Here is a 26,283-nt window from a genome sequence, read left to right as displayed (position 1 = left end):
GCTCCCGGAGCAGTCCCAGATCTTTGCTGCTTCCAGAAGGCGTACGCGCAGATTCTGGTTAGCCAGGATTACCATCTCGCCCTGAAGCCCCGCCGCTGCGATCGGGCTAGCGGGGTTCTGGCTCAAGGAGGAGCAGCCGCGACAGGGCGTCAGCGGCGCGTGCCGCTGACGCTGCCTCGCGTTCACGGCGCTCAGCCTCCAGCTTGTGCCGTCGTTGGACGCGCAGGTTCAGCAGCCCGAATCCCCCGGTAATTACAGCGCCGACCAGGACACCGATGAGCGTTCCTGCCATCTGAACCTTGTCAGCCATATAGGCCGTATTACACGGCCCGGTTCACCCGTGCCCCAGCGGGCCGCCTGGGCTTGCCATAGAGCCGATTGCGACGCGGCACGCGCCTCGTCTGGGAAGTGCGCCACAGGTAAATGATCACTATGTAGCTGATCTGGTCCAGGTCCACCCGCGAAGCCCAGCCGTGCGGTACAGGCCGGTCGAACCTGCCAGGGGGGACGTTCGGCACTGTGCTGTGAGGGGCTGGTGCGGCGATCGTGGAGAAGTACCCGATCTTCACGGAGGCCGTCATGACTGCCCAGCCTGTTGCCAGCAGCCCTGTTGTCGCCGGGATCGACGGTTCGGAGATGGCGCTCGCCGCCGTGGACTGGGCCGCTGATGCCGCTGTGCTGCACCACCGCAAGCTGCGCGTCGTTCACGCGAGTATCTGGCCGTTGATGCGACTGCCCAACGGCCTGATCAGCGCGCACGAGCTTCGGGTCTCGCTGCGGGAACAGGCGCAGGAGTACCTGGCGCAGGCCGCCGATCGCGCGCTGGCCGCGCACCCCGGGCTGAGCGTGGAGACCGAGTACGCCGAGGGTGCCGCCGTGCCGGTGCTGGTCTCGGAGAGCCGGGAGGCCGCGATGGTCGTGCTGGGGCACCGGGGGCTCGGTGGGTTCACCGGGCTGCTGGCTGGCTCGACGGGCGTGCAGGTGTCCGCGCACGCCGCGTGCCCGGTTGTCGTGGTACGTCCGGAATCTGAGCCGCTGCCCTCGGCCGGGGCGGTCGTCGTCGGGGTGGACGGCTCGCCGAACAGCCAGGGGGCTGTGGGTTTCGCTTTCCGGGAGGCTTCGCTGCGCGGCCGGGACCTGGTCGCCGTGCACGCCTGGCGCTGGCCGCAGTCGGCCGAGCCCGGCGACATGCTGCCGCTCGTCTACGACGCGGACCTGGTCGAAGCCGAGGAGAAGCGGGTGTTCAGCGAGGCACTGTCGGGCTGGCGGGAACGCTACCCCGACGTGCGTGTCACCCAGCGCATGGTCCAGGGCCGGGCGGGGCAGGCGATCGTCGGCGCGTCCGCCGGGGCCGAGCTGCTCGTGGTCGGGGCCCGGGGCCGGGGTGGTTTCGCCGGGCTGCTGCTCGGTTCCGTCAGCCAGGCGGCTCTGCACCACGCCGCGTGCCCGGTCGCCGTCGTGCGGCCGTAGGAGGAGTCATGTCGATCTTTTTCACTGACAGGCTGCCGGCGGAGCGCGCCCGGGCCAGTTCCAGCCCGCTCGGGGCCGCCGTACTGGCCGCGCTGCGCGCACCGTCCATTCTCAACACGCAGCCGTGGCGATGGGAACTGCACGACGGGACCGCCGACCTCATCGCCGACGACGGCGTGAAGCTTCCCGTGATCGACCCCGACGGCAGGCTGCTGACGGTCAGCTGCGGTACGGCACTGCACCACGCACTGGTCAGCCTCACCGCTGCGGGCTACACCGCCGAGGCTGAGCTGCTTCCCGATCCGGCTGGGTCCCTGCTGGCCCGCGTCGCGGTGACCGGCACCCGGGTGCCCGTCCCGGCAGACCGGCGACTGGCCAAGGCGATCAGCGCGCGGCGCACCGATCGGCGGCCGTTCACCGGTACCGAGGTGCCGGGTGTGGCGCTGGAGGCTCTGCGGCTCGCCGCCGAGGCGAACGGGGCGCATCTGCAGGTGATCCCGGACGAGCAGGTCGCCGCGTTCCATGTGATCGTCCAGCATGCCGGCGACGCGGAGATGACCGATCCGGCCTACCGTGCCGAGCTCGGTGCCTGGACGCATCGCCCAGAGGCCGGACGAGACGGCGTGCGGCCGGCGTCGGCGGTCGCGATGGTGCCGCGCCGCGTTCCGGTACGGGACTTCGCGCCGGGCGGGGACGGCAGCCTGGAGCCGGGTGAGGGAACGGATGCCGGTACCCGGTACGCGATCCTGTTCACCGACACCGACACCAGGCTGGACTGGCTGCGCGCCGGCGAGGCGCTGTCCGCCGTGCTGCTGACCGCCACGGCCGAGGGGCTGGGCGTGTCCCCGATGAGTGATGTCACCGAGCTGCCCGCAGTCAGGCAGGCCCTGCGCGGGCTGCTGTCGGGGATCGGCTGGCCGGTGCTCGCCCTGCGGTTCGGTGTCCCCGGCCGGGCCGGGAACGTCCCGCGCAGCCCGCGACGGGAACCGGGAGGCGAACAGTCATGAATGTCCTGACCACCGATGTGCTGACCGAGGCTGTCACCGCCGCCACGCTCGCGCCGTCCATGCACAACACCCAGCCGTGGCTGTTCCGCCGCGAGGGCGACGCCATCGACCTGCACGCCGACTACCGCCGCGAGCTGCCGGTCGCTGACCCGCTGCACCGCGCGGTACGGATCAGCTGCGGGGCTGCGCTGTTCAACCTGCGGCTCGGGCTGGCTGTGCTGGGCTGCCCGATGGAGGTCCGGCTCATGCCAGAGCCGGGACGACCCGAGATCCTCGCCCGGCTGACCCCTGCATCGCCACGGCCACCGACGCCGGCCGAGCGGGAGCTGTATGCCGCGATCCCGCGCCGGCACACCAGCCGGGAGCCGTTCCTGGACACGCAGGTACCGGCTGAGCACCGTCACCGGCTGTCGCAGGCCGCCGCGGCCGAGCACTGCTGGCTCATGCTGACCGACGACCCCGCAGAGGTTCGGCGCATCGCCGCGATCCTGCGCGCCGCTGATCGCGAGCTCACCTCCGACCCGGCGTACCAGGCCGAGATGCGGGCGTGGACGAGCCGGTCCCCCGGCAGCCTCGACGGCATACCTCGCTCGGCTGCCGGGCCGGCCGCGCAGGCATACGAACTGCTGATGCGGCGGGACTTCGGCGGCGCGCCACACCAGTCCGGCCGCGACTACGAGACCGAGCCGCTGATCGGGATACTCGGCGCGCACGGCGACCTGCCGTCGGACGAGGTCCGGGCTGGGCAGGCACTCCAGCACGTCCTGCTGACCGCGACCGTGCTCGGGCTCTCCGCTGGCATGTACTCCCAGCCGATGGACGCGCCCGGAGCCCGCGACGCGCTGTGGCGGGAACTGCGCTGGCGCGGCAGCCCGCAGATGCTGCTGCGCCTCGGCTACGGGCTGCCGGCACCCGCCAGCCCGCGGCGGCCGGCCGCCGACGTCATCATCCCCTGACCAGCCCCGCAAGGAGGAGCAATGAGCACGAACCCGATGTCCCCGGTCATCGTCGGCGTCGACGGCTCGGCCGTGAGCGTCGCCGCCCTGGATGCGGCAGCCGCGCAGGCCGCCGGCCGCGGGCTGCCCCTGGAGATCATGCTCAGCTACGTCAACCCGGCACTGTACGGCCCGGTACTCGCCGTGCCGTACCCGCCGGAGTTCAACGAGCCGCCCGTCCACATCGTCCAGACCCTGGAGGAGGCCCGGAAGCGGGCAGCGGACCGGTACCCGGACCTGGTGGTGACCACCCACCTCGTCCACACCACACCGGCGGCGTGGCTGGTCGAGCGTTCACGCCGGGCCGCGATGGTGGTCGTGGGATCGCGGGGCGCCGGCGGGTTCACCGGGCTGCTGCTGGGCTCGGTGTCCGGGCAGGTCGCCACCCATGCCCACTGCCCGGTCATGGTCGTGCGCGGTCAGGCACAGCCCCCGGACGGCGCGCCTGTCCTCGTGGGCGTTGACGGCACCAGTCACAGCGAACCGGCGCTGGACTTCGCGTTCGCCGAGGCCAGCCGCCGGGGCGTGCCGCTGAGGGCTGTGTACGTGTGGAAAACGGCACCCAGGAGCCTGCCGATGTCCGACGACCTCGTCCCGCTCGGCTACGACCAGGCCGTGGAGGTGTCCGAGCGGATCCTGTCGGAGTCTCTCGCCGGGTACAGGGAAAAGTTCCCGGATGTGAAGGTCGTCCGGCTGCTGACCCACGACCGCAACCCCGCGGAGGTCCTCCTGGAGGAGGCAACGGGTGCCGCTATGGTCATCGTCGGCAGCCGGGGCCGGGGTGAGATCGCCAGCCTGCTGCTCGGCTCCGCCGGGTACACCCTCATCCACCACGCGGAATGCCCGGTGGTCATCGCCCGCAGCGGTACCGGGGACGATGGGACGGGCTGAGACCAGGCCGTGCGCCGGCGCGGAACCAGCGTTCAGTGACGCCCAAGATCATATTGAGGTTGGGGCCGGGGCTGCGGGTCTACGATGAGCCTATGGCCGCCAAACCCGGGGATTCTGCCCTGCCGTCCGTTTTGGGCCTGCCGCCATTGGCGCAGACCGGGCTGGACGATCTCCTCCAGGAACTGCTCAGGCGGGTCGGCGAGGTGATGGCCAGCCGCGAGCGGCTGCGGGCACTGCTCGACGCCGTCGTCGGCATCGGCGCGAACCTGGAACTGCGGGCCACCCTGGAGCGGATCACGCAGGCCGCCTGCCACCTCGCCGACGCCGAGTACGGGGCGCTCGGCGTGATCGGCCCCGACCGGACGCTGGTCGAGTTCGTCACCCACGGCATGGACCCGGTGGTCCACGCCAGGATCGGGGACCTGCCGTCCGGGCACGGCGTCCTCGGCCTGCTCATCGAGGATCCCCGCCCGATCCGGCTGCCCGACATCACCCAGCACCCGCGCGCCTACGGCTTCCCGGCGGAGCACCCGCCGATGCACACCTTCCTCGGCGTCCCGATCCGCATCCGCGACCAGGTCTACGGCAACCTCTACCTCTCGGAGAAACGCGGCGGCGGCCTGTTCACCGACGACGACGAGGAAATCATGGTCGCGCTCGCCGTCGCCGCCGGTGCGGCGATCGACAACGCCCGCCTGTACGCGCAGTCGCGGCGCAGGCAGGGCTGGCTGGAAGCGACCGCCGAGATCACCGGCACGATCCTGGGCGAGGCCGGCCGGGACGAGTCACTACGGCTCGTCGCGTCCCGCGCCCGGGAGGTCGCCGAGGCCGATCTCGCGATGGTCCTGCTGCTCGACGAGGCCGCCGGGCGGCTCACCGTCGAGGTCGCCGATGGCCAGCAGGGCGCAGGGCTCGAAGGCGCGGTACTGCCGGCGTCCGAGGGCGAACTCGCCAGCGCCATGCGGGAGCGGCACCTGGCGGTCGTCGAGGACCTGGGTAAGGCCGCGGCGTGGCCGGTCGAGCTGTCCACCGGCACAGCGCTCGTCGTCCCGCTGATCGCCGACAGCGAACTGCTCGGCGTCCTGGCCGTCGCCTACCGGAAAGGCGGCGTCACCTTCGCCGAGGAACCCGACGTCGCCCTCGTGGAGACATTCGCCGGGCAGGCGGCTCTGGCGCTGGTACGTGCGCGGTCGAGGGACGAGCGCGCGCTCCTCGCCGTCCTCGGTGACCGCGAGCGCATCGCCCGCGACCTCCACGACGTCGTGATCCAGCGGCTGTTCGCGGCCGGGATGCAGCTGCAGGGCGCGGCGAAACTCGCGGTACGGCCCGAGGTCGCCGACCGGATCAACACCGTCGTTGACGACCTCGACGGGACGATCCGCGACATCAGGGGAGCCATCTTCGAGCTGCGCTCCCCAGCGTCCGGGGAGCTGCGCGCCGAAATCCGGGAGCTTCTCGAAGAGTGCGGCCGGGCACTCGGATTCCGCCCGTCCCTGGCCATCGACGGCCCCGTGGACAGCGCCGTCCCGGAAGACCTGCGGCCCGACCTCCTCGCAGTCCTCCGCGAAGCATTGTCCAATGTGGCCCGTCATGCCGCTGCCACCCAGGCCAAGGTCGTCGTCCACGTCGCGCACAGCCGGCTCACCTTGACCGTCACCGACAACGGCGCAGGTGGCGCCCGCCCCAGCAGCGGGCTCCTGAACCTCTCCGGCCGGGCCACCATCCGGGGCGGCGGGTGCGAGGTCACCGACACCGTGCCGTCCGGAACCCAGCTGACGTGGTGGGCGCCGCTGTGAGGTGAACGGCGGCGTGCTGTCAGCTCCTGATGGCCCGGCGGCGCAGCCCCGCCAGCCCGGCGGCCGACAGCACGGCGGCGGCCGCGGCCAGCCACAGCACGGGGGCGAGGTCCAGGCTGGTTCCAGGAAGTTTCGGCGTGTGCGTGAACGGCGAGACGTCCATGATCCAGTGACTGAGTTCCAGAAGCGGCCCGAGCTCGGTGATCAGGACGAACGTCACCAGGCACGCCCAGGCCACGGCGGGAGCCCGGGGCAGCAGCCCGAACACAGCCAGGGCGACAGCCGTCACGATCCAGGCCGCTGGCAGGTGCGCCAGTGCGGCACCAGCCAGCCGCAGCGGCTGGCTCGCGTCACCAGTGCGAGCCCCGTGTGCCGCACCTAGGCTGAGTCCGGCGATGGTGATCAGCACGGCCGTGCCGCCGAACGCGAAAGCGAGATGACTGGCCGCCCACCGGATCCGGCCAACCGGGGCCGCGAGGATCGCCGCCGCCCGCAGGCTGGCCTCCTCACCGCGCATCCGCCCGACCGCCGCGACGCCGTAGACCGAAGCGAAGATGGCCAGGAAACCCAGTTCAGCGGCCAGAAAAGCATTGATCATGGACTGCTGGCCGCCCAGGCGTGCGATCATGTCGCGGGCCTGCGGGCTGCCCAGCATGCCCTCCACATCGGAAGCCACATTGCCGAGTACCAGGCCGAGAAGCACGAACACCACAGCCCACGCGGCCAGCACACCCCGGTGCAGCCGCCACGCAAGGCCCAGCGGCCCCCGCAGGGCCGGGCCCGCTGCGGCCGGGCCGGGGCGGTCGGGCAGCAGGCCACGCCCCAGGTCACGCCGGCCAGCCAGGGCATACGCCGCCCCGCTGGTGAGGATGGCAGCAGCCACCGGCAGCAGCAGTACCGGCCAGCGGTCACCAGCGAACGGGCGGACCTGCTGGCCCCAGCCGATCGGCGACAACCAGGACAGCCACGACAGGGCGGTGGAGTCGCCTGCGGCGCGCAGCAGGTACGCGGCGATGATCGTTCCGGCCGCGAACATGGTACTCGTCCGGGTGCTGCGGCTGGCCTGCGCCGCGAGTGCCCCGGCACCAGCGAAGACGATGCCCGTGGCGGCCCACCCGGCCCCGAACGCCACGGAACCGGCGGCCGGCAGGCCAGCGGCGACCAGCCCGGCGGCGGCCAGCAGGCCGAGCAGGAGCGCCCCTGACATCGCCACGACCAGGCCCGCTGTCAGAGCGGCGCGCCGCCCGACGAGGCCGGCTCCGAGGAGTTCCATCCGGCCGGCTTCTTCCTCGGCGCGGGTGTGCCGGATGACGGTCAGCGCGCAGAGCACGCCCGCGAGGGCGGCCCCGAACGCGGTGAGCTTGAGCATGGCGACGGAGCCGAGGGACGCGGGGTCGTAGATCCTGCCGTACAGGGCGACCAGCGCCGGGGAGTTGTTGATCGCTTCGGCGGCCTGGATGCGGGAGCCCGCCGACGGGTACAGGCTCACGGTCGCCGAGGCGGAGATCGCCGCGACGCCGGCGAAGGTCACGATCCACGCGGGCAGCCTGATCCGGTCGCGGCGCACGGCCAGGCGGATCAGGGTGCCGGTACCGGTCAGGGTGCTCATGACCGCGCCCCGTCCCGGTAGTGCCGCAGGAACAGTTCCTCCAGGGTGGGCGGCTGGCTGACGAGCGCCCGCACGCCGATGGCCGACAGCCTGGCCAGCACGGTACCGAGGGCCGCGGCGTCGACCTGGAAGCGCAGCCGGGAGCCGTCCGCCGTCAGGTCGTGCACCCCTGTGAGGGAGGCCAGGCCGTCGGGCGGGCCGGTCAGCTCGGCGGTGATCGAGGTACGGGTGAGGTGCCGCAGTTCCGCCAGGGTGCCGGTCTCGACCATCCGGCCGTGGCGGATGATGCCGACCCGGTCGCACAGCGCCTCGACCTCGGCGAGGATGTGGCTGGACAGCAGCACGGTGCGGCCCCGGTCGCGCTCGGCCGCGATGTGCTCGCGGAACAGCGCCTCCATCAGCGGGTCGAGGCCGATCGTGGGTTCGTCGAGGATCAGGAGCTCCACATCGGAGGCCAGTGCTGCGATCAGGGCGACCTTCTGCCGGTTGCCCTGGGAGTACGCCCGGCACTTCTTGGACGGGTCCAGGCCGTAGGCGCCGACCAGGGCGGCGCGGCGGCGCGGGTCGAGCCCGCCGCGCAGCCGGCCGAGCAGGTCGATGACCTCCCCGCCGGTCAGGTCCGGCCACAGGCTCACGTCGCCGGGGACGTAGGCCAGGCGGCGGTGCAGGTCCGTCGCGTCCCGCCACGGGTCGCCGCCCAGCAGCCGTGCCTGGCCGGCGCCGGCGCGCAGCAGGCCGAGCAGGACGCGGAGCGTGGTCGTCTTCCCCGCCCCGTTCGGGCCGAGGAAGCCATAGACCTCACCCGGGCGCACCGTGAGGTCGAGGCCGTCGAGGGCCCGGGTCTTCCCGAAGGTCTTCACCAGCCCGGATACCGAGATCACAGGTGTCATAGCGGCAGTGTCTGCCCGGCCGGGGTGCCGGGCGTAGGGCCGGAAGTCCCGTTCAGGCCAGGATCAGCGCGGCGCTGACGAAATAGATGATGATCGTCAGAAGGTCCTGGATCACCGTGGCCAGCGGGCCGGCCCCGAACGCCGGGTCACGGCCGAGGCGGTGCAGTGCCCACGGCAGTGCCATCGCGACGCTCGTGGCGATGGCACTCGCGGCGAGCAGGGCCACCGACACTGCCACGGCCACGGGAAGGTCCCCCCACAGCAGGTACACCACGGGCAGGGTGACCAGCGCCAGGGACACACCGACGAGCAGGCCGGTGACCAGTTCCCGCCGTACGATCCGGCGGATGCCGACGCCGATCGACAGGCCACGGACGGCGAGGGTCACGGTCTGCACGCCGACAGCGTCGGCCAGGTACACCACGCCGGGCAGGAAGAACGCGATCAGGACCTGCCGCTGGAGTTGTTCCTCGAAGGCCCCCACGATGCCAGCCGCCACGATCGCGCCGGCCAGGCCGAGCAGCAGCCACGGCAGCCGGTGCCACAGCCGGCGCGGCACGCTCTCCTCGCTGGCGCCGCGTGCCTCGGCGGTCGAGCGCAGGTACCCGCCGAGCCGGGCCATGTCCTCGTCGTGCTCGGCGAGCAGCACGGCCAGCAGCCGCTGCGGCGGGATCAGCCCCTGGAACCGGCCCTCGGCGTCCACCACCACCAGGCCCGGCTCGCCGTGCTGGACCGCTGCCTGAGCGGCGTGCTCCTGGTCGGTTCCTGGGGCCACGACGGGCGGATCCGCGTCCATGATCTCCGCCATCGGCGTGTCCGGTGACGCGGCGAGCAGCCGTTCGATGGTGACGACCCCGTCCAGCCTGCCGTCCATGCAGACGGCGATCACCGCAGCGCTGTCGTAGCGCTGTCCCGTCATCCCGGCGAGCACCACGTCAGCCCGGTCGGCGGGAGCTGCGACCGGCACGTCCCGGGCGGCGTGCTGGGCTGCCGTGCCGATCTGGGCAGGCAGGTCGTCGCCGGCGATCACGGGCTGGCCGGGCACCGTCAGCCCCGCTGGGTACCGAGGAGCTTGCTGGCCAGCACCGCGGCCTGGGTACGCCGTTCGAGGCCCAGCTTGGCGAGGACGCTGGAGACGTAGTTCTTGACGGTCTTCTCCGACAGGAACATCTTCTGCGCGATCTCCCGGTTGGTCAGCCCCTCGGCCATCAGCGTCAGGACCCTGCGTTCCTGTTCGGTGAGGCCCTGGAGCACGTCCGGTGCCTCCACGCCCTTGCGGATGCGGTCGAGGACGCGGGCGGTGACGGCCGGGTCGAGCAGCGACTGCCCGGCCGCGACCCGCCGGACGGCGTCCACGAGGTCGGTGCCCCGGATCTGTTTGAGGACGTACCCCGCGGCCCCGGCCATGATCGCGGCGAACAGGGCCTCGTCGTCCTCGTAGGAGGTCAGGATCAGGCCCTGGATCGACGGATCCACCGCGCGCACCGCCCGGCACACCTCGATGCCGTCGCCGTCGGGCAGCCGGGCGTCGAGGACCGCCACGTCCGGGCGCAGGGCCGGGATGCGGTGGGCCGCCTCCTCCGCCGAGCCCGACTCGCCGACGACCTCGATGTCCCCGGAGTCCTGGAGCAGGTCGCGCAGGCCACGGCGCACCACTTCGTGGTCGTCGAGCAGGAAGACACGGATCATGTTCCAGTTGTACCCCACCAGCCCGTTCCCATACCCGTGCCGTTGGTCCTGAACCGGACAGGCCGACCGGCCCGGTCTCCGGACGAGCACCCCGGGAACCTGCCGCCGGCGGAGGCGGCCCAGGATCCGTCCTGCCCGCGCCACCCGGGCCGGAAGTCCCGTGTGGAGCGGGAAGTACGGCTCTGACCGCAGCGCACGGCGAGCGGCAGGCTGGCCTCTGCATCCACTGAGGAGGAACCATGAGCGTCCGTCACGTCCCGCCGGTCATCGTCGGCGTCGACGGCTCCCCGATCGGCAACGCCGCACTCGACGCCGCCGCCGACCAGGCAGCCGCGCGCGGTGTGCCGCTGGAGATCATGCACAGCTACCCGTACCCGCCCGTCTACGGCCCGATGCCCGGCGCGCCGTACGCCTACGAGTACGGTGAGCCGCCCGCCGCCGTGGTCGAGATCCTCACCGGCGCCGAGCAGCGGGCGCTGAGCCGTCACCCGGCGCTGACCATCGCCACCCACCTCATCCGCACTTCCCCGGCTGGCTGGCTCGTCGAGCAGTCCGCCGAGGCGGCGCTGGTCGTCGTGGGCGCGCGCGGGACCGGAGGGTTCAGCGGGCTGCTGCTCGGAGCGGTGCCCGGCCAGGTCGCCACGCACGCCGCGTGCCCGGTGATGGTCGTGCGCGGCGGCGCGCACCGGCCGGCGAACGCGCCGGTCCTCGTTGGTGCGGACGGTACCGAGCACAGCGCCGCGGCCCTGGACTTCGCGTTCGCCGAGGCGAGCCGGCGCGGGGTGGCGCTGCGCGTGCTGTCGGTGTGGCAGGCCGACCCGCAGCTGCTCGCGCGGGACGAGTTCTCCCCGTCGGGCGACACCGCGGCCGCCGACGTCGCGCACCGCGTGCTGTCGGAGTCGCTGGCCGGGTACCGGGAGCGGTACCCGGACGTGCAGGTCGTCCCGTTCGTGTCGTACGACAGGTACCCGGCTGAGATCCTGCTGGAGGAGTCGGCCCGGGCCGGCCTGGTCGTGGCGGGGTCGCGCGGCCGGGGCGAGCTGGCCAGCCTGCTGCTCGGCTCCGTCGGGTACACGCTGATCCACCACGCGGACTGCCCGGTCGTCATCGCACGGACGCCGAAGGACTGACCACAGCGGAAGATGCCCCCGCGCGTCCTGCGCGGGGGCATCTTGTGCTGTCTCATGCCGCCAGGACGGCGACCAGGTCCTTCACCGTGACCATCCCGACCGGCAGGCCGATGTCGTCCACGATCGCGACGGCGTCCACGCCGTGCTCCTGCATGAACCTGGCCACCTGCCCGACCGTCGCCGTGTGCGCCATCGTGGCCCGCACCCCGCCCAGCATCTGCCCGACCCGCTGCCGGCCCAGCCCGAACGGGTCGATCGCCCACGCCGCAGCCAGCGCCCGGTCCGTCAGCACACCCGCGCACAGCCCGTCGGTACCCAGGACGACCAGGTGCCGGATGCCATGTGTGGTGAGGATCCGCAGTGCCTCGACCGGTGCGGCGTCGATCACCACCGCCACCACCGGCCGCGACATCACCTCCATCACCGGCTGCCGTGTGACGTCTTTGCTGTCGTTCACAGGAACAGTTCCCATCGCCGCCTCCCTCCTCCACCCAGCGTGACGCCGCGACGGCAGGCCAGGCAGTGCCGAACGGCCCGGGTGACACGGTCCTGCTGACCCTGCCGGGCCCCTCGCCGCACGGCCAGTCTGAGGGCGTGAGGGAAACAGCCGCGACCACGAGCGAGACAACCCCGCCGTTGCGGGGCCTGGAACCCGGCGAGGTCGCCGCGCTCCTGGCCCGCCACGGCCCGAACACCACGCCCGTCCCGCCGCCACGCCGGCTGGCCTCCCGGGTCGGCGAGCAGCTCCGCGAGCCGCTGATCCTGCTCCTGCTGGGCGCGATGGCCGTGACGATCGTGCTCCGCGACGTCTCGGACACCATCGTCATCGCCCTGGTCATCGTGCTGAACACGACCGTGGGTATCCGCCAGGAGATCCGCGCGGACCGGGCCGTGGCCGCCCTGCGGGAACTCGCCGCGCCACACGCCAGGGTCGTCCGCTCCGGGCAGCCCCAGGTGATCCCGGCGGCGGAGCTGGTGCCTGGCGATGTGGTGCGGGTCGAGGCCGGCGACATCGTCCCGGCCGATCTCGCCCTCGCCGAGGCCGCGCAGCTCACGGTCGACGAGGCCGCGCTGACCGGCGAGTCCGTGCCCGTCACCAGGGGGCCGGGCGGTGAGCTGTCCGGCGGGACCGTGGTGGCCGCCGGGCGCGGCTGCGGCGTCGTCACCCGGACCGGGCCGGCCAGCGCGCTCGGGCAGATCACGGCCCTCGTCGCCGCCCAGCCCCGCAAGCCGACACCCCTCCAGCGGCGCCTCGCCGGGCTCAGCCGGGCCATCGGAGCCGTGGTGGTGGCGGTGTCGGCCCTGGTCATGGTGCTTGGCATGGCCAGTGGCCGACCAGCGGGCGAGATGCTGCTCGTGGCGGTCAGCCTCACTGTCGCCGCCGTACCCGAGTCCCTGCCGGCCGTGGTCACCGTCGCCCTCGCGCTTGGTGCTTTCCGGATGGCCCGCCGCTCGGCCGTCGTCCGCCAGCTTCCCGCCGTGGAGACCCTCGGGTCGGTGACGGTACTGGCCGCCGACAAAACCGGCACCCTCACCGAAGGCGTGATGGCCGTCGAGAAGATCGCCTGCGGGGGCTCGGTGTTCACAGTGGACGGACGCGGCTACGACCCTGCCGGGACTGTGCAGGCAGGAGCCGACCCGCAGCGGCTCCGGCGGCTCGCGCTGGCCATGCTGCTGTGCAACGACGCGGACCTCGTACCACCAGCGGCTCCCGGTGAGCGCTGGCGGCCCGCCGGTGATCCGATGGAAGCCGCACTGGTCACCGCAGCCGCGCGGTGCGGCGTCGAAGCGGCCGAGCGTGACCGGTACCCGCGCGTGCTGGAGTTCCCGTTCGACGCCGTCCGCCGCCGGATGAGCACCGTGCACGAGGCCGGTGGCGAGTACCTGGTTCTCTGCAAGGGCGCGCCCGAGTCCGTCCTGAACCACGACGTCCTCCACATCGCCGGCGACGACCTGGCCGAGGCCGAGACGCTGGCCGCCAGCCTGGCCAGCGCAGGACTGCGCGTCCTGGCCGTTGCCAGTGACAACCGCGACTCTGTACCCGCACCGGAGCGCGCCGAGGCCGGCCTGACGCTCCTCGGGCTCGTCGCGCTGGGCGACCCGATCCGCGAGGGCGCGGTGGAGGTGGCCCGCCAGTTCGAGCGCGCGGGTATCCGGCTGATCCTGATCACCGGGGACCACCCGGCCACCGCCCGCGCGATCGGTACCCAGATCGGCATCATCGACGGCGAAGGCGAGGTCCTGCCCGGCGACGGCGACTTCGACCCCGGCAGGCTCGCGCACGTCCGCGTGTTCGCCCGCACCCGGCCCGAGCGCAAGCTCGCCATCGTCCGCGCGCTCCAGGACCGCGGCGAGATCGTGGCGATGACCGGCGACGGTGTCAACGACGCACCGGCCCTGCGCGCGGCCGACATCGGCGTCGCGATGGGCAAGGGCGGTACGGAGGCGGCGCGGCAGGCGGCCCACCTCGTCCTCGCCGACGACAACCTCGCGACCGCAGCGGCAGCCGTCGCGGAGGGCCGCCGCATCTACGCCAACATCCGCCGCTTCCTCGCCTACGGGCTGGCCGGCGGGCTCGCCGAGGTACTGGTGATGCTGGCAGGCCCGTTCGCCGGCTTCGCCGTGCCGCTGCTGCCCGCCCAGATCCTGTGGATCAACATGCTCACGCACGGCCTGCCGGGCGTCGCGCTCGGCGCGGAACCCGGCGACCGCGACGCCATGCACCAGCCGCCGCGACGGCCGGGTTCGGCGATTCTCGGTGGCGGGCTCGCCGCCCAGATCGCCGTCCTCGGGGCCCTGATCACCCTCGTGGCGGGCGGCATGGCGATCGCCGCCTCGCGTTCGGGCTGGCCGTGGCAGACCGTCCTGTTCACCACGCTCGGCCTCGCGCAGCTCGGCGTGGCACTGGCCGTCCGCGCCCGCCCCGAACCGGGGCAGGCCCGTACGTGGTGGCTGCCGGCCGCCGTCGCCCTGTCGCTGGGCGGGCAGCTCGCGGCGCTGTGGCTGCCGCCGCTGCGCACGCTGCTCGGTACCGAATCACTGAACCTGAACCAGCTCCTGGCGTGCGTGGCGGCAGCAAGCGTGCCCGGCATCGCCCTCGCAGCGTTCAGGACCATCACAGCACCCAGGAGGTGAGCACCATGATGTACGGATACGGCCCAGGCATGGGATGGATGCTGGTCATGAGCCTGCTGTGGGCCGGGCTGCTGGCCGCGGCCGTGTGGACGGTCGTGCGCCTGGCCGGGCCAGGAACCCCCGGCCGCCGCCGGGAGGAGACCCCGGCGGAGATCCTCGACCGGCGGCTGGCCGCTGGCGAGATAGACCCCCAGTCCTATGACGACATCCGGACCCGGATAGGTCACTGAACCCCTTCAGCGGAGGCTGCATCATGTGGATCACTTTTCTCGGCGCGGCAGGCACCGTGACCGGCAGCAGGCACCTCGTCGAGGCCGGTGACAGCCGCATCCTCGTGGACTGCGGCATGTTCCAGGGCGACCGGGAGCTGCGCCGCCGCAACTGGCAGCCGCTGGGCTACCCGCCCGGCCAGCTCGACGCCGTCGTCCTCACCCACGCCCACCTCGACCACTGCGGCTGGCTGCCCCGGCTCGTCGCCGAGGGCTTCACCGGGCAGGTGCTGTGCAGCCCGTCCACAGCGGAACTGGCCGCCATCATCCTCCGCGACGCCGCACACCTCCAGGAAGAAGACGCCGAGTACGCCAACCGGATCGGCTCCAGCCGCCACCACCCGGCCCTGCCGCTCTTCGACACGGCAGCGGCCGAACGGGCCATCGGGCTGCTGTCCCCCGTCGCCTTCGGGGAAACGGTCACCTACGGCGGCGCGGACATCACCCTCCACCGGGCCGGCCACATCCTCGGCTCGGCCACTGTCACGATCAGCGACGGAACGCGGACGGTGACCTTCAGCGGCGACCTCGGCCGCGACACCCACCCGCTCCTGCTGCCGCCCGACCCGCTGCCGGACAGCGACGCCGTCGTCATCGAGTCCACCTACGGCGACCGCCAGCACCCGCCGCGCAGCCTTGACCGGTTCGCCACGGAAATCAACGCCAGCCTGCGGCGCGGCGGGGTCGTCCTGATGCCAGCCTTCGCCGTGGACCGTACCGCCGTCCTGCTCATGTCCCTGCGCGAACTCGTCGCCTCGGGCCGTGTCCCGGACGTGCCGGTCTTCGCTGACAGCCCGATGGCCCTGGCGGCGCTGGACGTGTACCGCAAAGCCATCGCCGGCCAGGCACCCGACATCCGCCCCCTCGAACCCGGCGACCCCTTCGACCCCGGCAAGCTCAAGCTGGTACCCGGGAAGGAAGGCTCCGTCCAGCTCAACCACCCCGGCTTCCCCTGCGTCATCATCTCCGCCGCCGGCATGCTCACCGGCGGGCGCGTCGTGCACCACTTCGAGGCGCTGGCACCCGACCCGCGCAACCTGATCCTGCTCGCGGGCTTCCAGGTACCCGGGACGCGCGGGCGGGCCATCGCCGACGGAGTACGCGAGATCAAGGCGTTCGGCCGGTACACCACTGTGCGGGCCAGGGTCGTGACGCTCGACGAGTTCTCCTGCCACGCCGACGCCGACGGGCTGATCCGCTGGCTGGGCTCGGGCGGGAGGCCCCCAGCCACGTGCTTCGTCGTGCACGGTGAGCACGATCCCGCCACCGCCCTCGCCAGCCGCATCCGTGGCGAGCTCGGCCGGGCGGCCGTCATCCCGAGGATGGGCGAGCGGGTACGACTCTGAGCCGCAGGTACGTCCAAATTGGTTGTTGAATTTCAGGAAGACAAAGCCTCTATGGGCTTTTGCTACCTTTACTCCCGCAATGATCAAGAGGCCTGAGCGGGACGGGGACTGTGGTGACGGGATCGGTACTGGGCGCGGACTCCGGGGCACCATCGGCCTGGGCGCGCACCGCGCCCGCTCCGTGCCGATGACCCCCGGCTGGCGCATGGATCCCGGGGCGCTCCGCGAGGCCAGCCACCGCACCGCTCGCCCGCCGTATCCAGGAGGCGGGACACGCCTACCTCGGCACCGTCCGGATCGGCGGCGAGACCGTGCCGAGGAAGACCTCCTCACACTGCTCGACGAGGTCCACACCCACGCCAAACACCTCGCCGAAGACTAGGCGCTCCGGTCCATCCGGCCCCCTCCCGGCGGGACCTTTCCGCTCGGGCAAAGGACTTCCGGCACTACGGATCACGGCCGCAGCGGCGTGGGATGGAGGAGAACCCGCGCGATCAAGGAGGCATGTGATGCGAGCGATGGTGTACGGCGGCCCCGGAAACCGGGCGTGGACCGAGGTCCCCGACCCGGTGATCAGCGACCCCGGCGATGTGATCATCCGCGTGGACGCCGTGACGATCTGCGGCACGGACCTCCACATCCTCGGCGGGGACGTCCCCGAAGTCGCCCCCGGCCGGGTCCTCGGCCACGAGGCCGTCGGCACCGTCGCCGCCCTCGGCAGCGGGGTCTCCACCCTGCGGGCAGGCGACCGGGTACTGGCGTCCTGCATCTCCGCGTGCGGCACGTGCCAGTACTGCAGGCAAGGTTCCTACGGCCAGTGCCTCGGCGGAGGCGGCTGGGTACTCGGGCACACCATCGACGGCGTGCAGGCCGAGTACGCGCGGATACCCTTCGCGGACCTCTCCACCCACAAGCTCCCGGCCGCGCTGCCCGACGAAACGGCGGTACTGCTCGCCGACATCCTGCCCACCTCCTACGAGGTCGGGGTCCTCAACGGGCACGTGCGGCCCGGCGACACCGTCGTCATCATCGGCGCGGGACCCATCGGCCTGGCAGCCGTGGCCACAGCGAAGCTGTACTCGCCCTCGCGGATCATCGTGGTCGACAAGGCCGCCTCCCGGCTCGATGCCGCCAAGCTTTCCGGTGCCGACGAGGCGGTCACACCCGACCGGGATCTCGCCGGGCTCGTGCGCTCGATGACCGGCGGGCTCGGCGCCGACGTCGTGATGGAAGCCGTCGGTACCCCAGCCACCTTCGAGCTGTGCACCACCCTGGTCCGGCCCGGCGGGCACATCGCCAACATCGGCGTCCACGGCAAACCCGCGACCCTGCACCTCGAAGACCTGTGGATCCGCAACATCACCATCACCACCGGCCTCGTCGACACCTACTCCACACCCGCGCTGCTGCGGATGCTCACCGCCGGGCAGCTCGACCTCAGCCACATGGTCACCCACCGGTACGACCTCAGCGAGTTCGAGACCGCCTACGACACGTTCGCCGACCCGGCCGCCACCGGCGCCCTGAAAGTCGTCGTGTCCCGCAGCTGAGAGAACTGCCCGCGCCGGATTCCACAGTGGAGTTCACGTCGCGGACGGAGCTGTCCCGCCTGGCCGCACCGGTGCTGGCGGCTTCAGGTGATTTCAGGAAGCCGATGGGCGGGCGATGAGTACCGGGCAGTGCGCGTGGTGCAGCAGCTGGAGCCCGGTGGCACCCACCAGCAGGGCGCGCAGCCCGCCGTAGCCGCGGGTACCGGCGACGACCAGCCGGGCATGCCGGGAGGCCTCCACCAGCGCCCGCGCCGGGCCGCCGGAGTAGAGCTGGATGTCGACGCGTACCTGCGGGTGGCGGGCCAAGGCCTGCGACACGAGCTGTGTGAGCCAGTGCCGCTCAGCGGTCTCCATCTCCGCCGCGTAGTCGTCGGGGAGCCCGGGGTACCGCAGGGCTGGCGGATCCCACGCCCGGATCACGGTCAGCCCGCACCCGGACGCGGCGGCCTCGGCAACGGCGAGCTCGACAGCGGCCTGGTCGCGTTCCGTGTCCACACCGGCCACGACCGGGCCATCGGCCTGGTAGGCGTCCGCCCGGACGATCACCACCGGCACCGGCGCGTGCGAGGCGACCCGCAAAGCCACCGACCCCAGCAGCAGGCCAGCGAATCCGTCCCGCCCGCGCGATCCGGTCACCAGCAGGGTAGCGTCCTGCGACTGTTCGATGAGGAGGGTCGCCGGATCGCCGAGCAGCGCGGCCCCGGTCACCTCGATGCCGGGTGCCAGCATCCGCGCCTCCGACACCGCCTCGGCGACCAGCGTCTCGGCGGCACGCAACGCCTCCCCCTCATCCGGCGGGACGGGAATCGGCAGATCCACCCAGGCACGCTGGTAGGCGTGGATCACCCGCAGGGCACACTGCCTGCGCTGGGCTGCCTCAGCGGCCCACGCCAGCGCCGCACCAGCCGCAGGTGAGGCGTCCACGCCGGCGACGATCTCCCGCCTCATGCCCGGCTGCCCTCTGCGCGTGGAATGACGTCTACTGCTGCCGCTCTCATGACCGGCTCCTTCCGCCGAGAGTTCCCCGGACGTCATCACACCGCGACTGTGCGGTCCAGGCATAGGGCCATAAGTCCCGCACCAGGACGAAAGATCATTGATCGTGTACCCGGGTGAGGAACCCGACCAGCCCGAAGCCGGTCACGGCTTCCTCATTTCAGCCGGGTCGCGCAGTCCCGGTCACTCATAGTCCCGGCCCTCTCCCGGTTCGGCGTCGCCCTGATCCAGGCGGAAGGGCGGGTAGACGTCCGTCAGCAGCGCCACGTACGCGCCCGTGCGGATCATCCAGCGGTTGATGCCGAGCAGCAGGTCGTAGACGCCCTGCGGGTACCTGCCGGTGAACAGCAGGGCGACCACGGCGATCAGGATCAGGACCGGCATGAGGCCGGCCGGGAACTCCGCGACGACCTCGTTGTCCACCGAGCTCCGCACCGTCCACGTCGCCACACCCGCGAACGCGCCGACGACCAGCACATGCGGGATGGCCAGCAGCCAGGCGACCAGCGGCCGCCAGCACGGTAGCCGGTCCGGGTAGCCGATCTGGAGGCCTGCCGGGTACTCCGGCACCTCGGCCAGCGTGAACGGCGGATACCGGTCCGTGCCCAGTACCTCGTAGCCGTAGTAGTCGACCCGCCAGGCCCAGCGCAGCACACCCGTGTTGAAGGTGTGGATGCCCCGCGGCAGCCACTTCACCAGCCACAGCCAGCGGCTCAGCGGCAGCTCGCGGCGGGCGCGCAGCCGTACCGGATACGTCTTCATATCTCGATGAGACCGCCAGAGGCGGCACCTCCGTCAGTGCCACACTGACCGGCAGGACAGGACCAGCGGCCCCTGCTGAGACAGCGCACGGCACCGCCGCCGGCCTGTTCTGGCAACGGCGGCGGCACCTTCCTGTGAGGACGGTGAAACAGCACCCGGTCAGCGGAGCCACGGCATCCGGCGGACCAGGCGGGTACGCGCCCACCACCGGCCCAGGCCGAGGGTGTCACCGGCGCTGGTGAGGGCCAGGCCGATCAGCAGGCCGGCGGAGATCAGGTGGTCGTCGATCACGGGGTTCGTGGCGGGCGGCAAGACCACCGTCCACATCATGACCAGCAGCAGCGCGCCCGCGGTGGCGGCGACCCGCATGCCGATGCCGAGGATCAGCGCCACGCCGATGCCCGCCAGCCCGGCCATGAACAGGGCGTCGGCCCAGGCGGTACCGGCGATCGAGTGGTAGAAGTCCGCCAGCGGCCCCTTCGCGGAGTTCTTCAGGAAGCCCTGGGTGGGGTGCCCGCCCTCGATCCAGGCCGCGGCGGGTTTCGTGGCGTATCCGAGGCCGAACATCTTGTCCAGGAACGCCCACAGGAAGATCCAGCCCGTACCGAGGCGCAGCAGGGCGAAAACGTACCGGGCTGCCCCGGCTCGGCTGGCCGTCTCGGTGCGCGACCAGGTGGCGGCTGGCGGGTGTGAGATCGCGGTCATCGTCGGTCCCCTTGTTCGTGAGTGCCGTGGTGTCGCCTTCAGCGTCGCGCCGGGCCGGCATCGCGCGGCAGGGCCGCCCCTCCCGGGTACCGCAGGCCGGTAGCACCTACCTGACCAGGCCGTCCGGCACTGGCCCGGGGATCGGCCACCGGGGAACGTGAGGCTGAGCGAGCCCAGCTCATACAGCGGCGCCCGCACAGGTGTCCACATTGGAGGAATCATGAGCAAGCGCACGGTCTCCCCCGTCATCGCAGCCGTCGACGGCTCGGACGCCAGCCTGGCCGCACTCGACGCCGCGGCCAGCCACGCCGCGTCGCGGGGCCGGCCGCTGGAGATCATGCACAGCCACACCAGCGCGGCCCTGTACGGCGCGGTTCTGGGCGAGCCGTACCCGCCGGAGTACAGCGACCCGCCGGTTCACGTCGTGCAGATCCTCACCAGGGCCGAGCAGCGGGCCCGGGACGCCCACCCGGACCTGGCCGTCGAAACCCACCTCATCCACACCGCCCCGGCCGCCTGGCTCGTCGAGCGCTCGCGGGACGCGGCGCTGATCGTCGTCGGCTCGCGGGGCGCGGGCGGGTTCACCGGGCTGCTGCTCGGCTCGGTGTCCAGCCAGGTCGCCACGCACGCGCTGTGCCCGGTGATGGTCGTGCGCGGCGACTCCGCCCGGCCGTCCACCGCGCCGGTCGTCGCCGGGGTGGACGGCTCCGAGCACAGCCAGGCCGCGCTGGACTTCGCGTTCGAGGAGGCTTCGCGGAGACAGGCGCCTCTGGTCGCGGTGTACGCGTGGAAGACGGCTCCCCGGGACCTGCCGATGCCCGGACGGCTGTCGGTGTTCGGTTTCGACCAGGCCCAGGAGATCTCCGAGCGGATCCTGGCCGAGGCGCTCGCCGGGTACGGCGAAAAGTACCCAGATGTGAAGGTGACCCCGGTCCTGTCCTTCGACTTCGATCCCGCGATGCTCCTCACCGACGAGTCGACGGAGGCCGCTCTGGTCGTCGTCGGCAGCCGGGGCCGGGGCGAGGTGGCCAGCCTGCTGCTGGGCTCGGTCGGCTACACACTCATCCACCACGCCGCCTGCCCGGTCGTCATCGCACGGACCGCCGGCCGGTAGCCGCCAGCAGAGGAGGGATGACCCATGTCCTGGCTGGTGGTGACGATCGGCCTGCTGGCGGCGCTGGCCGTGCTGGCGGCGGGTTTCCTGGTGACGCCGCGCCCCCTGGCCCCGCCACCGGAAACAGCTCCACCCCACGGGACGCTGCCGCCGCACGACGGCTGGCCCCAGCCGGTCCGGCGGCACTACGCGGCCAGCACCGGGCGATCGTCCGGGCCGGTCATGACCTTCGCGTTGTGGGGGCGGGCGAGGATGCGCATCCGGGGCGTGCCCCTGCGCGCGACGTTCTGGTCCGGGCACCGCATCGGTGTGTCCGCCCGCCAGGACATCACCGTCACCTGGTACGGGCTACCGGTACTGCGCGGCGTCGACACGTTCAGCGGCGGCCACGGCCGGATGGTGATCGCCGGGCGGGCTGTCACCGGCCCCGAGATCGACCAGGGCGAGAACCTGTTCGTCTGGGCCGAGCTGGTCCTCCTGCCATCCGCCATCGTGCGCCGTGGCGCGGTGTGGCTGCCCGACGGCGAGCACAGCGCGATTCTCGTCGTGCCGTACGCCGGCGGCACCGACACGCTCCGGTTCCGCTTCGACCCCGTCACCGGGCTGCTGTCGGAGGGCTTCGCCCTGCGGTACCGCGAGCCCGGCGGCGAGAAGATCGGCTGGAAGCTGGAGTACCGGGACTGGCGGCACTACGGCGGCATGCTGTTCCCGTCCCGCCTCACCGTGACGTGGGCGGACCAGGCCAGGCCGTGGTTCGAGCTGGCCGTGGACGGCGTGGCCGTCAACCCGGCCCTGACCGCGATGTAGTGCCGGACGGCCCGGTCAGGACGGGACGACAGGCCCGGTACAGCACACCGGTACCCGGCAGACGATGAGAACCACCGCCGCAGCCTGGAGGAGACGGCCAATGACCAGCACCATCAGCGGTACCGGCGCGCAGCATCTGGGTACGGCCAACCGGCTCGTTCTCGGGATTCTGCACTCCCCGCTGCACTTCCTGCTGGACCCTGGAATCTGTGAGCTGGCCTTCACCGGCCACCGGACAGGCCGCCTGATCCGGCTGCCCGTGATGTACGCCAAGGAGGGGCCGACCGTGGTGGTCCTGGCCGGGAACGCCGAAGCCAAACGCTGGTGGCGCAACTTCCGCAGCCCCCGCCCCGTCACCGTGACTCTGGCCGAGCAGGCACTGCCGGGCACCGCCGCCGTCATCAGAGCGTCCGACCCCGGCTACGACGAGGCCACCGCGATCTACTGGGCCCGCCACCCCGGCGTGCGGCTCCTGCCCGGCGACAAGCTGATCCGCATCACCCTCCAGGAGCAGCCATCATGCGCGTGATCACCAGCCATCCGCTGTCCTCCGGTGAACTCCACGCCCTCGACGCGCACTGGCGCGCCGCGAACTACCTCGCCGCCGGGCAGATCTTCCTGCTCGCCAACCCGCTGCTGCGTGAGCCGCTGCGCCCGGAACACGTCAAGCCACGGCTGCTCGGCCACTGGGGCACCAGCCCCGGCCTGAACTTCGCCTACACCCACCTCAACCGGATCATCGCCGGGCGCGACCAGCCCGTGCTGTTCGTGACCGGCCCCGGCCACGGCGGCCCGGCCCTGCTGGCCAGCACCTGGCTGGAGGGCACCTACAGCGAGACGTACCCTGACGTGTCCCTCGACGAGGCCGGCATGGCCCGCCTGTTCCGCCAGTTCTCCTTCCCCGGCGGCGTACCCAGCCACGTCGCGCCGGAGACCCCCGGCTCCATCCACGAAGGCGGCGAGCTCGGCTACTCGCTCGCCCACGCCTACGGAGCGGCCTTCGACAACCCGGGCCTGGTCGTGGCGTGCGTGATCGGCGACGGGGAAGCAGAAACCGGCCCCCTCGCCGCCGCCTGGCACTCGAACAAGTTCTGCGACCCGGCCCGCGACGGAGCCGTGCTGCCGATCCTGCACCTCAACGGCTACAAGATCGCCAACCCCGCCGTGCTGGCCCGCATCGGCGACGACGAGCTGACCGCCCTGCTCACCGGCTACGGCTACGAGCCGTTCCTTGTCTCCGGCGACGACCCGGCCGCCATGCACCAGGAGATGGCCGCCACGATGGACGCCGTCTTCGACCGCCTCGCCGCGATCCGCTACGAACCCATCCGCCCGCGCTGGCCCATGATCGTGCTGCGCACGCCGAAGGGATGGACCGGACCGGCCACACTGGACGGCCGGCCCGTCGAGGGGACGTGGCGCTCCCACCAGGTACCCCTCCCGAAAGCAAAGACCGACAACGGCCAGCTGGCAGCCCTGGAAACCTGGATGCGCTCCTACCGGCCGCAGGAACTCTTCGCGCCGTCAGGCGCGCCCATGCCCGAGATCACCAGCTGGCTCCCCCGCGGCGAACTGCGCATGGGCGCCACACCCCACGCCAACGGCGGCCTGCTCACCCGCGCACTGAACCTGCCACCCATCCGTGACCACGCCGTCAAAGCCGGTGAGCAGCACGAAGCGACCCGGGTCCTCGGCGGCTGGCTGCGCGACGTCATGGCCGCCAACCCGCGCGACTTCCGCCTGTTCGGCCCCGACGAGACAGCGTCCAACCGCCTCGACGCCGTCTACGAGGTCACCGGCAAAGCCTGGCAGGCCACCACACTGGACACCGACGAGCACCTCGAACCCCGCGGCCGCGTCATGGAGATCCTCTCCGAGCACACCTGCCAGGGCTGGGCCGAGGGCTACACCCTCACCGGCCGCCACGGCCTGTTCTCCTGCTACGAGGCGTTCATCCACATCGTCGACTCAATGGTCAACCAGCACGCCAAATGGCTCAAGGTCTCCAGCGGCATTCCGTGGCGACGCCCGGTCCCGTCCCTCAACTACCTGCTCACCTCACATGTCTGGCGGCAGGACCACAACGGCTTCTCCCACCAGGACCCCGGCTTCATCGACCACGTCGTGAACAAAAAAGCAGAAACCATCAGGGTGTACCTGCCACCCGACGCCAGCACCCTCCTGTCCGTCACCGACCACTGCCTGCGAACCTCCGGCTACATCAACGTCATCGTCGCCGGCAAGCAGCCAGCCCCCACCTGGCTGGACATGGACGCGGCGATCGCGCACTGCGCCCGCGGCCTGGGCATCTGGGACTGGGCCTCGGCGGACGACGGCGACCCCGGCGTCGTCCTCGCCTGCGCCGGAGACGTACCCACCCTCGAAACCCTCGCCGCCGCCACCCTCCTCCGCGAACACCTGCCAGCCGTACGCGTACGCGTCGTCAACGTCGTCGACCTCATGCGGTTGCAGGCCCCCAGCCAGCACCCGCACGGCCTGCCCGACCCCGAGTACGACGCCATCTTCACGACAGACAAGCCGGTCATCTTCGCGTACCACGGCTACCCGGCCCTCATCCACCGCCTCACGTACCGCCGCGCAGGGCACGCGAACCTCCACGTCCGCGGGTACCAGGAAGAAGGCACCACCACCACGCCCTTCGACCTGCTCATGATGAACGGCCTCGACCGCTACCGCCTCGCCATCGACGTCATCGACCACGTCCCCGGCCTCGCCCGCACCGCAGCCGTCACCCGCCAGCACCTCGCCGACGCCCGCGCAGCCACCCGGGCCCACATCCTCGAACACGGCGACGACCCGCCACACATCAAGAACTGGACATCTCCAGCCCACTAGCCCAGCGAACCGCCAGCTCACCCGTCAGAAGGATCTGCCGCCCCGGCTCCGGGAACCGCTGATTCCTGCGGGCCGATCGCGGGCGGGCAAGCAAAAGGCCAGCCCCTGATTCTCAGGAACTGGCCTTTGTCGTCCTACTTGCTGGTAGGCGTAACAGGGATTGAACCTGTGACCCCTTCCGTGTCAGGAAAGATCCCCGCACGTGCGGGGTCGAGGACTTCGCGCGTTCGGGTTTGACGAGGCGCAGGGGAAGATTCCCGCAGAAGCTGGGATGTTCACCGGTCTAAGTGCCCGTGAAGTCCACCCCTCGCCAGGCACCAGAAGGTTCAAGTCCGCAGGCAACTTTCCCGATCCATGATGGACCGGGGCCCGGGAATGGGTGGTCCCGTCCTGCTAGGCCGGGCGGCCGAGGAAGAAAGCAGCAAGGGCCGGGGCGATCGCGGCGGGCTTCGACTCGGGGCCGAAATGGTCCAGCTTCGGGAACAACGTCACCCCGGAGGCTGGCAGCACGGTGTGCAGGTGCGCCGCTGCCTTCCCGGCCCCGGTGGTCCCGGCCTCCTTGCCTGCCATCAGCAGGACCGGCTGGCTGATCCGGCGGTACTCGGTGAAAGCCCCGTCCCTCGCCGCGATCTCGGCGTGCTCGCGGATCGCGGCGGCCAGCAGGGCGTGCTTCTGCTGGCGCTCCGGCTTCTTGAGAGCGATGGGGAGAATGAGCCGCAGCAGCCAGCGCGGAGCCTTGCCGCTGGTCTCGGGATTGACCCCCTGGACGAAGGTCAGGAACGCCTCGGCCGGCTGGCCAGCATCGAGCTGACGCCGGCACTCCCCCGCCCAGCCGAACGGGATGGAACCGCCGATGGACACGCCGGGCTCGTAGACGGCGATCCGGTCAAAGGGTGAGCCGGCCAGCGCGGACTCCAGGGTGAGGAAGCCGCCGAAGCTGTGGCCGAACACGAGACGGGCGCCGGTCGCGGCCCGGACGGCTTCGATGTCGGCGCATTCGGCCGCCACGCCGTACCTGTCACCCTGCGGGCCGCTGGCTCCGCGTCCGCGCCGCTCGATGACGTGCACCGTGAAGGTCCCGGCCAGCGCTGCCGCGAGCCCGTCGAAGTCGGCCGCGAGCGCGAACGCTCCTGGTACCACCAGCAGACCCGGGCCGGATCCGGTACTGCGGTAGCTGATCACGGTGCCGTCGGCGGAGTACACCGATCCGAGTACGACGCCGGGCTTCACGGCTGGGGCGGTCATGCTGACCCTCCTGTCAGGAAT

24 protein-coding genes are annotated in these 26,283 nt (G+C 71.8%); 14 read left to right on the top strand and 10 right to left on the bottom strand.

Features of this window, described 5'->3' with window-relative positions; all coding sequences use genetic code 11:
- Positions 1-106 precede the first annotated feature (106 nt).
- The gene (locus tag A3G1_RS40875) at positions 107-310 is read right to left on the bottom strand and encodes a hypothetical protein (RefSeq protein ID WP_157641417.1); all 204 of its coding nucleotides are present in this window, start codon (positions 308-310) and stop codon (positions 107-109) included.
- Positions 311-579: 269 nt separating this feature from the next.
- On the opposite strand from A3G1_RS40875, the gene A3G1_RS0126355 reads away from it, so the two are divergent.
- The 5 genes from A3G1_RS0126355 (at position 580) to A3G1_RS0126335 (ending at position 6,159) form a co-directional block, all read left to right on the top strand.
- Positions 580-1,470, top strand: coding sequence for a universal stress protein (locus A3G1_RS0126355; protein WP_026212540.1), 891 nt, complete (start codon positions 580-582; stop codon positions 1,468-1,470).
- Positions 1,471-1,478: 8 nt separating this feature from the next.
- Positions 1,479-2,477 carry an Acg family FMN-binding oxidoreductase gene (locus A3G1_RS36965; RefSeq protein WP_018352495.1) on the top strand — a complete coding sequence of 333 codons (999 nt, stop codon included), beginning with the start codon at positions 1,479-1,481 and terminating at the stop codon, positions 2,475-2,477.
- Complete coding sequence (locus A3G1_RS0126345) at positions 2,474-3,433, top strand: Acg family FMN-binding oxidoreductase (RefSeq protein ID WP_018352494.1); 960 nt, start codon at positions 2,474-2,476, stop codon at positions 3,431-3,433. The genes A3G1_RS36965 and A3G1_RS0126345 overlap by 4 nt, the downstream gene beginning before the upstream one ends.
- A 21-nt stretch (positions 3,434-3,454) precedes the next feature.
- Complete coding sequence (locus A3G1_RS0126340) at positions 3,455-4,363, top strand: universal stress protein (RefSeq protein WP_018352493.1); 909 nt, start codon at positions 3,455-3,457, stop codon at positions 4,361-4,363.
- Between the two features lie 92 nt (positions 4,364-4,455).
- On the top strand, positions 4,456-6,159 hold the full coding sequence (locus A3G1_RS0126335) for a GAF domain-containing sensor histidine kinase (protein WP_040479824.1): 1,704 nt from the start codon (positions 4,456-4,458) through the stop codon (positions 6,157-6,159).
- 19 nt (positions 6,160-6,178) lie between these two features.
- Here the strand turns inward: A3G1_RS0126335 and A3G1_RS0126330 are convergent, their stop codons facing one another.
- Genes A3G1_RS0126330 through A3G1_RS0126315 form a run of 4 tightly spaced genes read right to left on the bottom strand, consistent with a single transcriptional unit; the run spans position 6,179 to position 10,347 of the window.
- Positions 6,179-7,768 (bottom strand): ABC transporter permease, encoded by a 1,590-nt coding sequence (locus A3G1_RS0126330; RefSeq protein ID WP_018352491.1) that lies wholly within the window; start codon positions 7,766-7,768, stop codon positions 6,179-6,181.
- The gene (locus A3G1_RS0126325) at positions 7,765-8,658 is read right to left on the bottom strand and encodes an ABC transporter ATP-binding protein (protein ID WP_026212537.1); all 894 of its coding nucleotides are present in this window, start codon (positions 8,656-8,658) and stop codon (positions 7,765-7,767) included. Before A3G1_RS0126325 ends, A3G1_RS0126330 begins: the two co-directional genes overlap by 4 nt.
- Positions 8,659-8,710: 52 nt before the next feature.
- Positions 8,711-9,703 carry a magnesium transporter gene (locus A3G1_RS0126320; RefSeq protein ID WP_245563599.1) on the bottom strand — a complete coding sequence of 331 codons (993 nt, stop codon included), beginning with the start codon at positions 9,701-9,703 and terminating at the stop codon, positions 8,711-8,713.
- A 2-nt stretch (positions 9,704-9,705) separates the two neighbouring features.
- Positions 9,706-10,347 (bottom strand): response regulator, encoded by a 642-nt coding sequence (locus A3G1_RS0126315; protein ID WP_026212536.1) that lies wholly within the window; start codon positions 10,345-10,347, stop codon positions 9,706-9,708.
- 239 nt (positions 10,348-10,586) lie between these two features.
- On the opposite strand from A3G1_RS0126315, the gene A3G1_RS0126310 reads away from it, so the two are divergent.
- Positions 10,587-11,477, top strand: coding sequence for a universal stress protein (locus A3G1_RS0126310; protein WP_018352487.1), 891 nt, complete (start codon positions 10,587-10,589; stop codon positions 11,475-11,477).
- A gap of 52 nt (positions 11,478-11,529) precedes the next feature.
- On the opposite strand, the gene A3G1_RS0126305 is transcribed toward A3G1_RS0126310, so the two are convergent.
- A complete protein-coding gene (locus A3G1_RS0126305; RefSeq protein WP_083937123.1) occupies positions 11,530-11,949 on the bottom strand; it encodes a CBS domain-containing protein in 420 nt (139 codons plus the stop codon).
- A 122-nt stretch (positions 11,950-12,071) separates the two neighbouring features.
- Here A3G1_RS0126305 and A3G1_RS0126300 point away from each other — a divergent pair, with 122 nt between their 5' ends.
- From A3G1_RS0126300 to A3G1_RS0126280, 4 genes are all read left to right on the top strand, one after another.
- A complete protein-coding gene (locus A3G1_RS0126300) occupies positions 12,072-14,612 on the top strand; it encodes a cation-translocating P-type ATPase (RefSeq protein ID WP_245563598.1) in 2,541 nt (846 codons plus the stop codon).
- 5 nt (positions 14,613-14,617) lie between these two features.
- Positions 14,618-14,842 carry an SHOCT domain-containing protein gene (locus A3G1_RS0126295; protein WP_026212535.1) on the top strand — a complete coding sequence of 75 codons (225 nt, stop codon included), beginning with the start codon at positions 14,618-14,620 and terminating at the stop codon, positions 14,840-14,842.
- Positions 14,843-14,865: 23 nt separating this feature from the next.
- Positions 14,866-16,227, top strand: a complete 1,362-nt coding sequence (locus tag A3G1_RS0126290; protein WP_018352483.1) for an MBL fold metallo-hydrolase — start codon at positions 14,866-14,868, stop codon at positions 16,225-16,227.
- A gap of 509 nt (positions 16,228-16,736) precedes the next feature.
- Positions 16,737-17,777 carry a zinc-dependent alcohol dehydrogenase family protein gene (locus A3G1_RS0126280; protein ID WP_026212534.1) on the top strand — a complete coding sequence of 347 codons (1,041 nt, stop codon included), beginning with the start codon at positions 16,737-16,739 and terminating at the stop codon, positions 17,775-17,777.
- A gap of 93 nt (positions 17,778-17,870) precedes the next feature.
- Here A3G1_RS0126280 and A3G1_RS0126275 read toward each other — a convergent pair whose 3' ends face one another.
- The 3 genes from A3G1_RS0126275 to A3G1_RS0126265 all read right to left on the bottom strand — a co-directional run bounded on the left by A3G1_RS0126275 (position 17,871) and on the right by A3G1_RS0126265 (position 20,240).
- Positions 17,871-18,725 (bottom strand): universal stress protein, encoded by an 855-nt coding sequence (locus A3G1_RS0126275; protein ID WP_018352481.1) that lies wholly within the window; start codon positions 18,723-18,725, stop codon positions 17,871-17,873.
- Between the two features lie 231 nt (positions 18,726-18,956).
- The gene (locus A3G1_RS0126270) at positions 18,957-19,535 is read right to left on the bottom strand and encodes a DUF4389 domain-containing protein (RefSeq protein ID WP_018352480.1); all 579 of its coding nucleotides are present in this window, start codon (positions 19,533-19,535) and stop codon (positions 18,957-18,959) included.
- Positions 19,536-19,694: 159 nt separating this feature from the next.
- Entirely contained in the window at positions 19,695-20,240 is a 546-nt protein-coding gene (locus tag A3G1_RS0126265) for a DoxX family membrane protein (RefSeq protein WP_018352479.1), read from the bottom strand.
- Between the two features lie 220 nt (positions 20,241-20,460).
- Between A3G1_RS0126265 and A3G1_RS0126260 the strand changes: the two genes are divergently transcribed.
- The 4 genes from A3G1_RS0126260 to A3G1_RS0126245 all read left to right on the top strand — a co-directional run bounded on the left by A3G1_RS0126260 (position 20,461) and on the right by A3G1_RS0126245 (position 25,017).
- Positions 20,461-21,354, top strand: a complete 894-nt coding sequence (locus A3G1_RS0126260; RefSeq protein ID WP_018352478.1) for a universal stress protein — start codon at positions 20,461-20,463, stop codon at positions 21,352-21,354.
- Between the two features lie 24 nt (positions 21,355-21,378).
- Positions 21,379-22,161, top strand: a complete 783-nt coding sequence (locus A3G1_RS0126255) for a DUF6544 family protein (RefSeq protein WP_018352477.1) — start codon at positions 21,379-21,381, stop codon at positions 22,159-22,161.
- A gap of 100 nt (positions 22,162-22,261) precedes the next feature.
- Complete coding sequence (locus A3G1_RS39085) at positions 22,262-22,690, top strand: nitroreductase/quinone reductase family protein (RefSeq protein WP_018352476.1); 429 nt, start codon at positions 22,262-22,264, stop codon at positions 22,688-22,690.
- A complete protein-coding gene (locus A3G1_RS0126245) occupies positions 22,681-25,017 on the top strand; it encodes a phosphoketolase family protein (RefSeq protein WP_018352475.1) in 2,337 nt (778 codons plus the stop codon). The genes A3G1_RS39085 and A3G1_RS0126245 overlap by 10 nt, the downstream gene beginning before the upstream one ends.
- A 393-nt stretch (positions 25,018-25,410) precedes the next feature.
- Here A3G1_RS0126245 and A3G1_RS0126240 read toward each other — a convergent pair whose 3' ends face one another.
- Positions 25,411-26,262 carry an alpha/beta fold hydrolase gene (locus tag A3G1_RS0126240; RefSeq protein ID WP_018352474.1) on the bottom strand — a complete coding sequence of 284 codons (852 nt, stop codon included), beginning with the start codon at positions 26,260-26,262 and terminating at the stop codon, positions 25,411-25,413.
- Positions 26,263-26,283 lie beyond the last annotated feature (21 nt).

This window comes from Longispora albida DSM 44784 (assembly GCF_000379825.1).
Lineage (GTDB): Bacteria > Actinomycetota > Actinomycetes > Mycobacteriales > Micromonosporaceae > Longispora > Longispora albida.
This window is presented reverse-complemented; position numbering and strand designations above follow the sequence as displayed.

Bases quoted from the DNA above. Each gene is read 5' to 3' on its own strand.
- A3G1_RS40875 (WP_157641417.1), bottom strand. From the start codon at position 310: ATGGCTGACAAGGTTCAGATGGCAGGAACGCTCATCGGTGTCCTGGTC.
- A3G1_RS0126355 (WP_026212540.1), top strand. From the start codon at position 580: ATGACTGCCCAGCCTGTTGCCAGCAGCCCTGTTGTCGCCGGGATCGAC.
- A3G1_RS36965 (WP_018352495.1), top strand. From the start codon at position 1,479: ATGTCGATCTTTTTCACTGACAGGCTGCCGGCGGAGCGCGCCCGGGCC.
- A3G1_RS0126345 (WP_018352494.1), top strand. From the start codon at position 2,474: ATGAATGTCCTGACCACCGATGTGCTGACCGAGGCTGTCACCGCCGCC.
- A3G1_RS0126340 (WP_018352493.1), top strand. From the start codon at position 3,455: ATGAGCACGAACCCGATGTCCCCGGTCATCGTCGGCGTCGACGGCTCG.
- A3G1_RS0126335 (WP_040479824.1), top strand. From the start codon at position 4,456: ATGGCCGCCAAACCCGGGGATTCTGCCCTGCCGTCCGTTTTGGGCCTG.
- A3G1_RS0126330 (WP_018352491.1), bottom strand. From the start codon at position 7,768: ATGAGCACCCTGACCGGTACCGGCACCCTGATCCGCCTGGCCGTGCGC.
- A3G1_RS0126325 (WP_026212537.1), bottom strand. From the start codon at position 8,658: ATGACACCTGTGATCTCGGTATCCGGGCTGGTGAAGACCTTCGGGAAG.
- A3G1_RS0126315 (WP_026212536.1), bottom strand. From the start codon at position 10,347: ATGATCCGTGTCTTCCTGCTCGACGACCACGAAGTGGTGCGCCGTGGC.
- A3G1_RS0126310 (WP_018352487.1), top strand. From the start codon at position 10,587: ATGAGCGTCCGTCACGTCCCGCCGGTCATCGTCGGCGTCGACGGCTCC.
- A3G1_RS0126305 (WP_083937123.1), bottom strand. From the start codon at position 11,949: ATGGGAACTGTTCCTGTGAACGACAGCAAAGACGTCACACGGCAGCCG.
- A3G1_RS0126295 (WP_026212535.1), top strand. From the start codon at position 14,618: ATGATGTACGGATACGGCCCAGGCATGGGATGGATGCTGGTCATGAGC.
- A3G1_RS0126290 (WP_018352483.1), top strand. From the start codon at position 14,866: ATGTGGATCACTTTTCTCGGCGCGGCAGGCACCGTGACCGGCAGCAGG.
- A3G1_RS0126280 (WP_026212534.1), top strand. From the start codon at position 16,737: ATGCGAGCGATGGTGTACGGCGGCCCCGGAAACCGGGCGTGGACCGAG.
- A3G1_RS0126275 (WP_018352481.1), bottom strand. From the start codon at position 18,725: ATGAGGCGGGAGATCGTCGCCGGCGTGGACGCCTCACCTGCGGCTGGT.
- A3G1_RS0126270 (WP_018352480.1), bottom strand. From the start codon at position 19,535: ATGAAGACGTATCCGGTACGGCTGCGCGCCCGCCGCGAGCTGCCGCTG.
- A3G1_RS0126265 (WP_018352479.1), bottom strand. From the start codon at position 20,240: ATGACCGCGATCTCACACCCGCCAGCCGCCACCTGGTCGCGCACCGAG.
- A3G1_RS0126260 (WP_018352478.1), top strand. From the start codon at position 20,461: ATGAGCAAGCGCACGGTCTCCCCCGTCATCGCAGCCGTCGACGGCTCG.
- A3G1_RS0126255 (WP_018352477.1), top strand. From the start codon at position 21,379: ATGTCCTGGCTGGTGGTGACGATCGGCCTGCTGGCGGCGCTGGCCGTG.
- A3G1_RS39085 (WP_018352476.1), top strand. From the start codon at position 22,262: ATGACCAGCACCATCAGCGGTACCGGCGCGCAGCATCTGGGTACGGCC.
- A3G1_RS0126245 (WP_018352475.1), top strand. From the start codon at position 22,681: ATGCGCGTGATCACCAGCCATCCGCTGTCCTCCGGTGAACTCCACGCC.
- A3G1_RS0126240 (WP_018352474.1), bottom strand. From the start codon at position 26,262: ATGACCGCCCCAGCCGTGAAGCCCGGCGTCGTACTCGGATCGGTGTAC.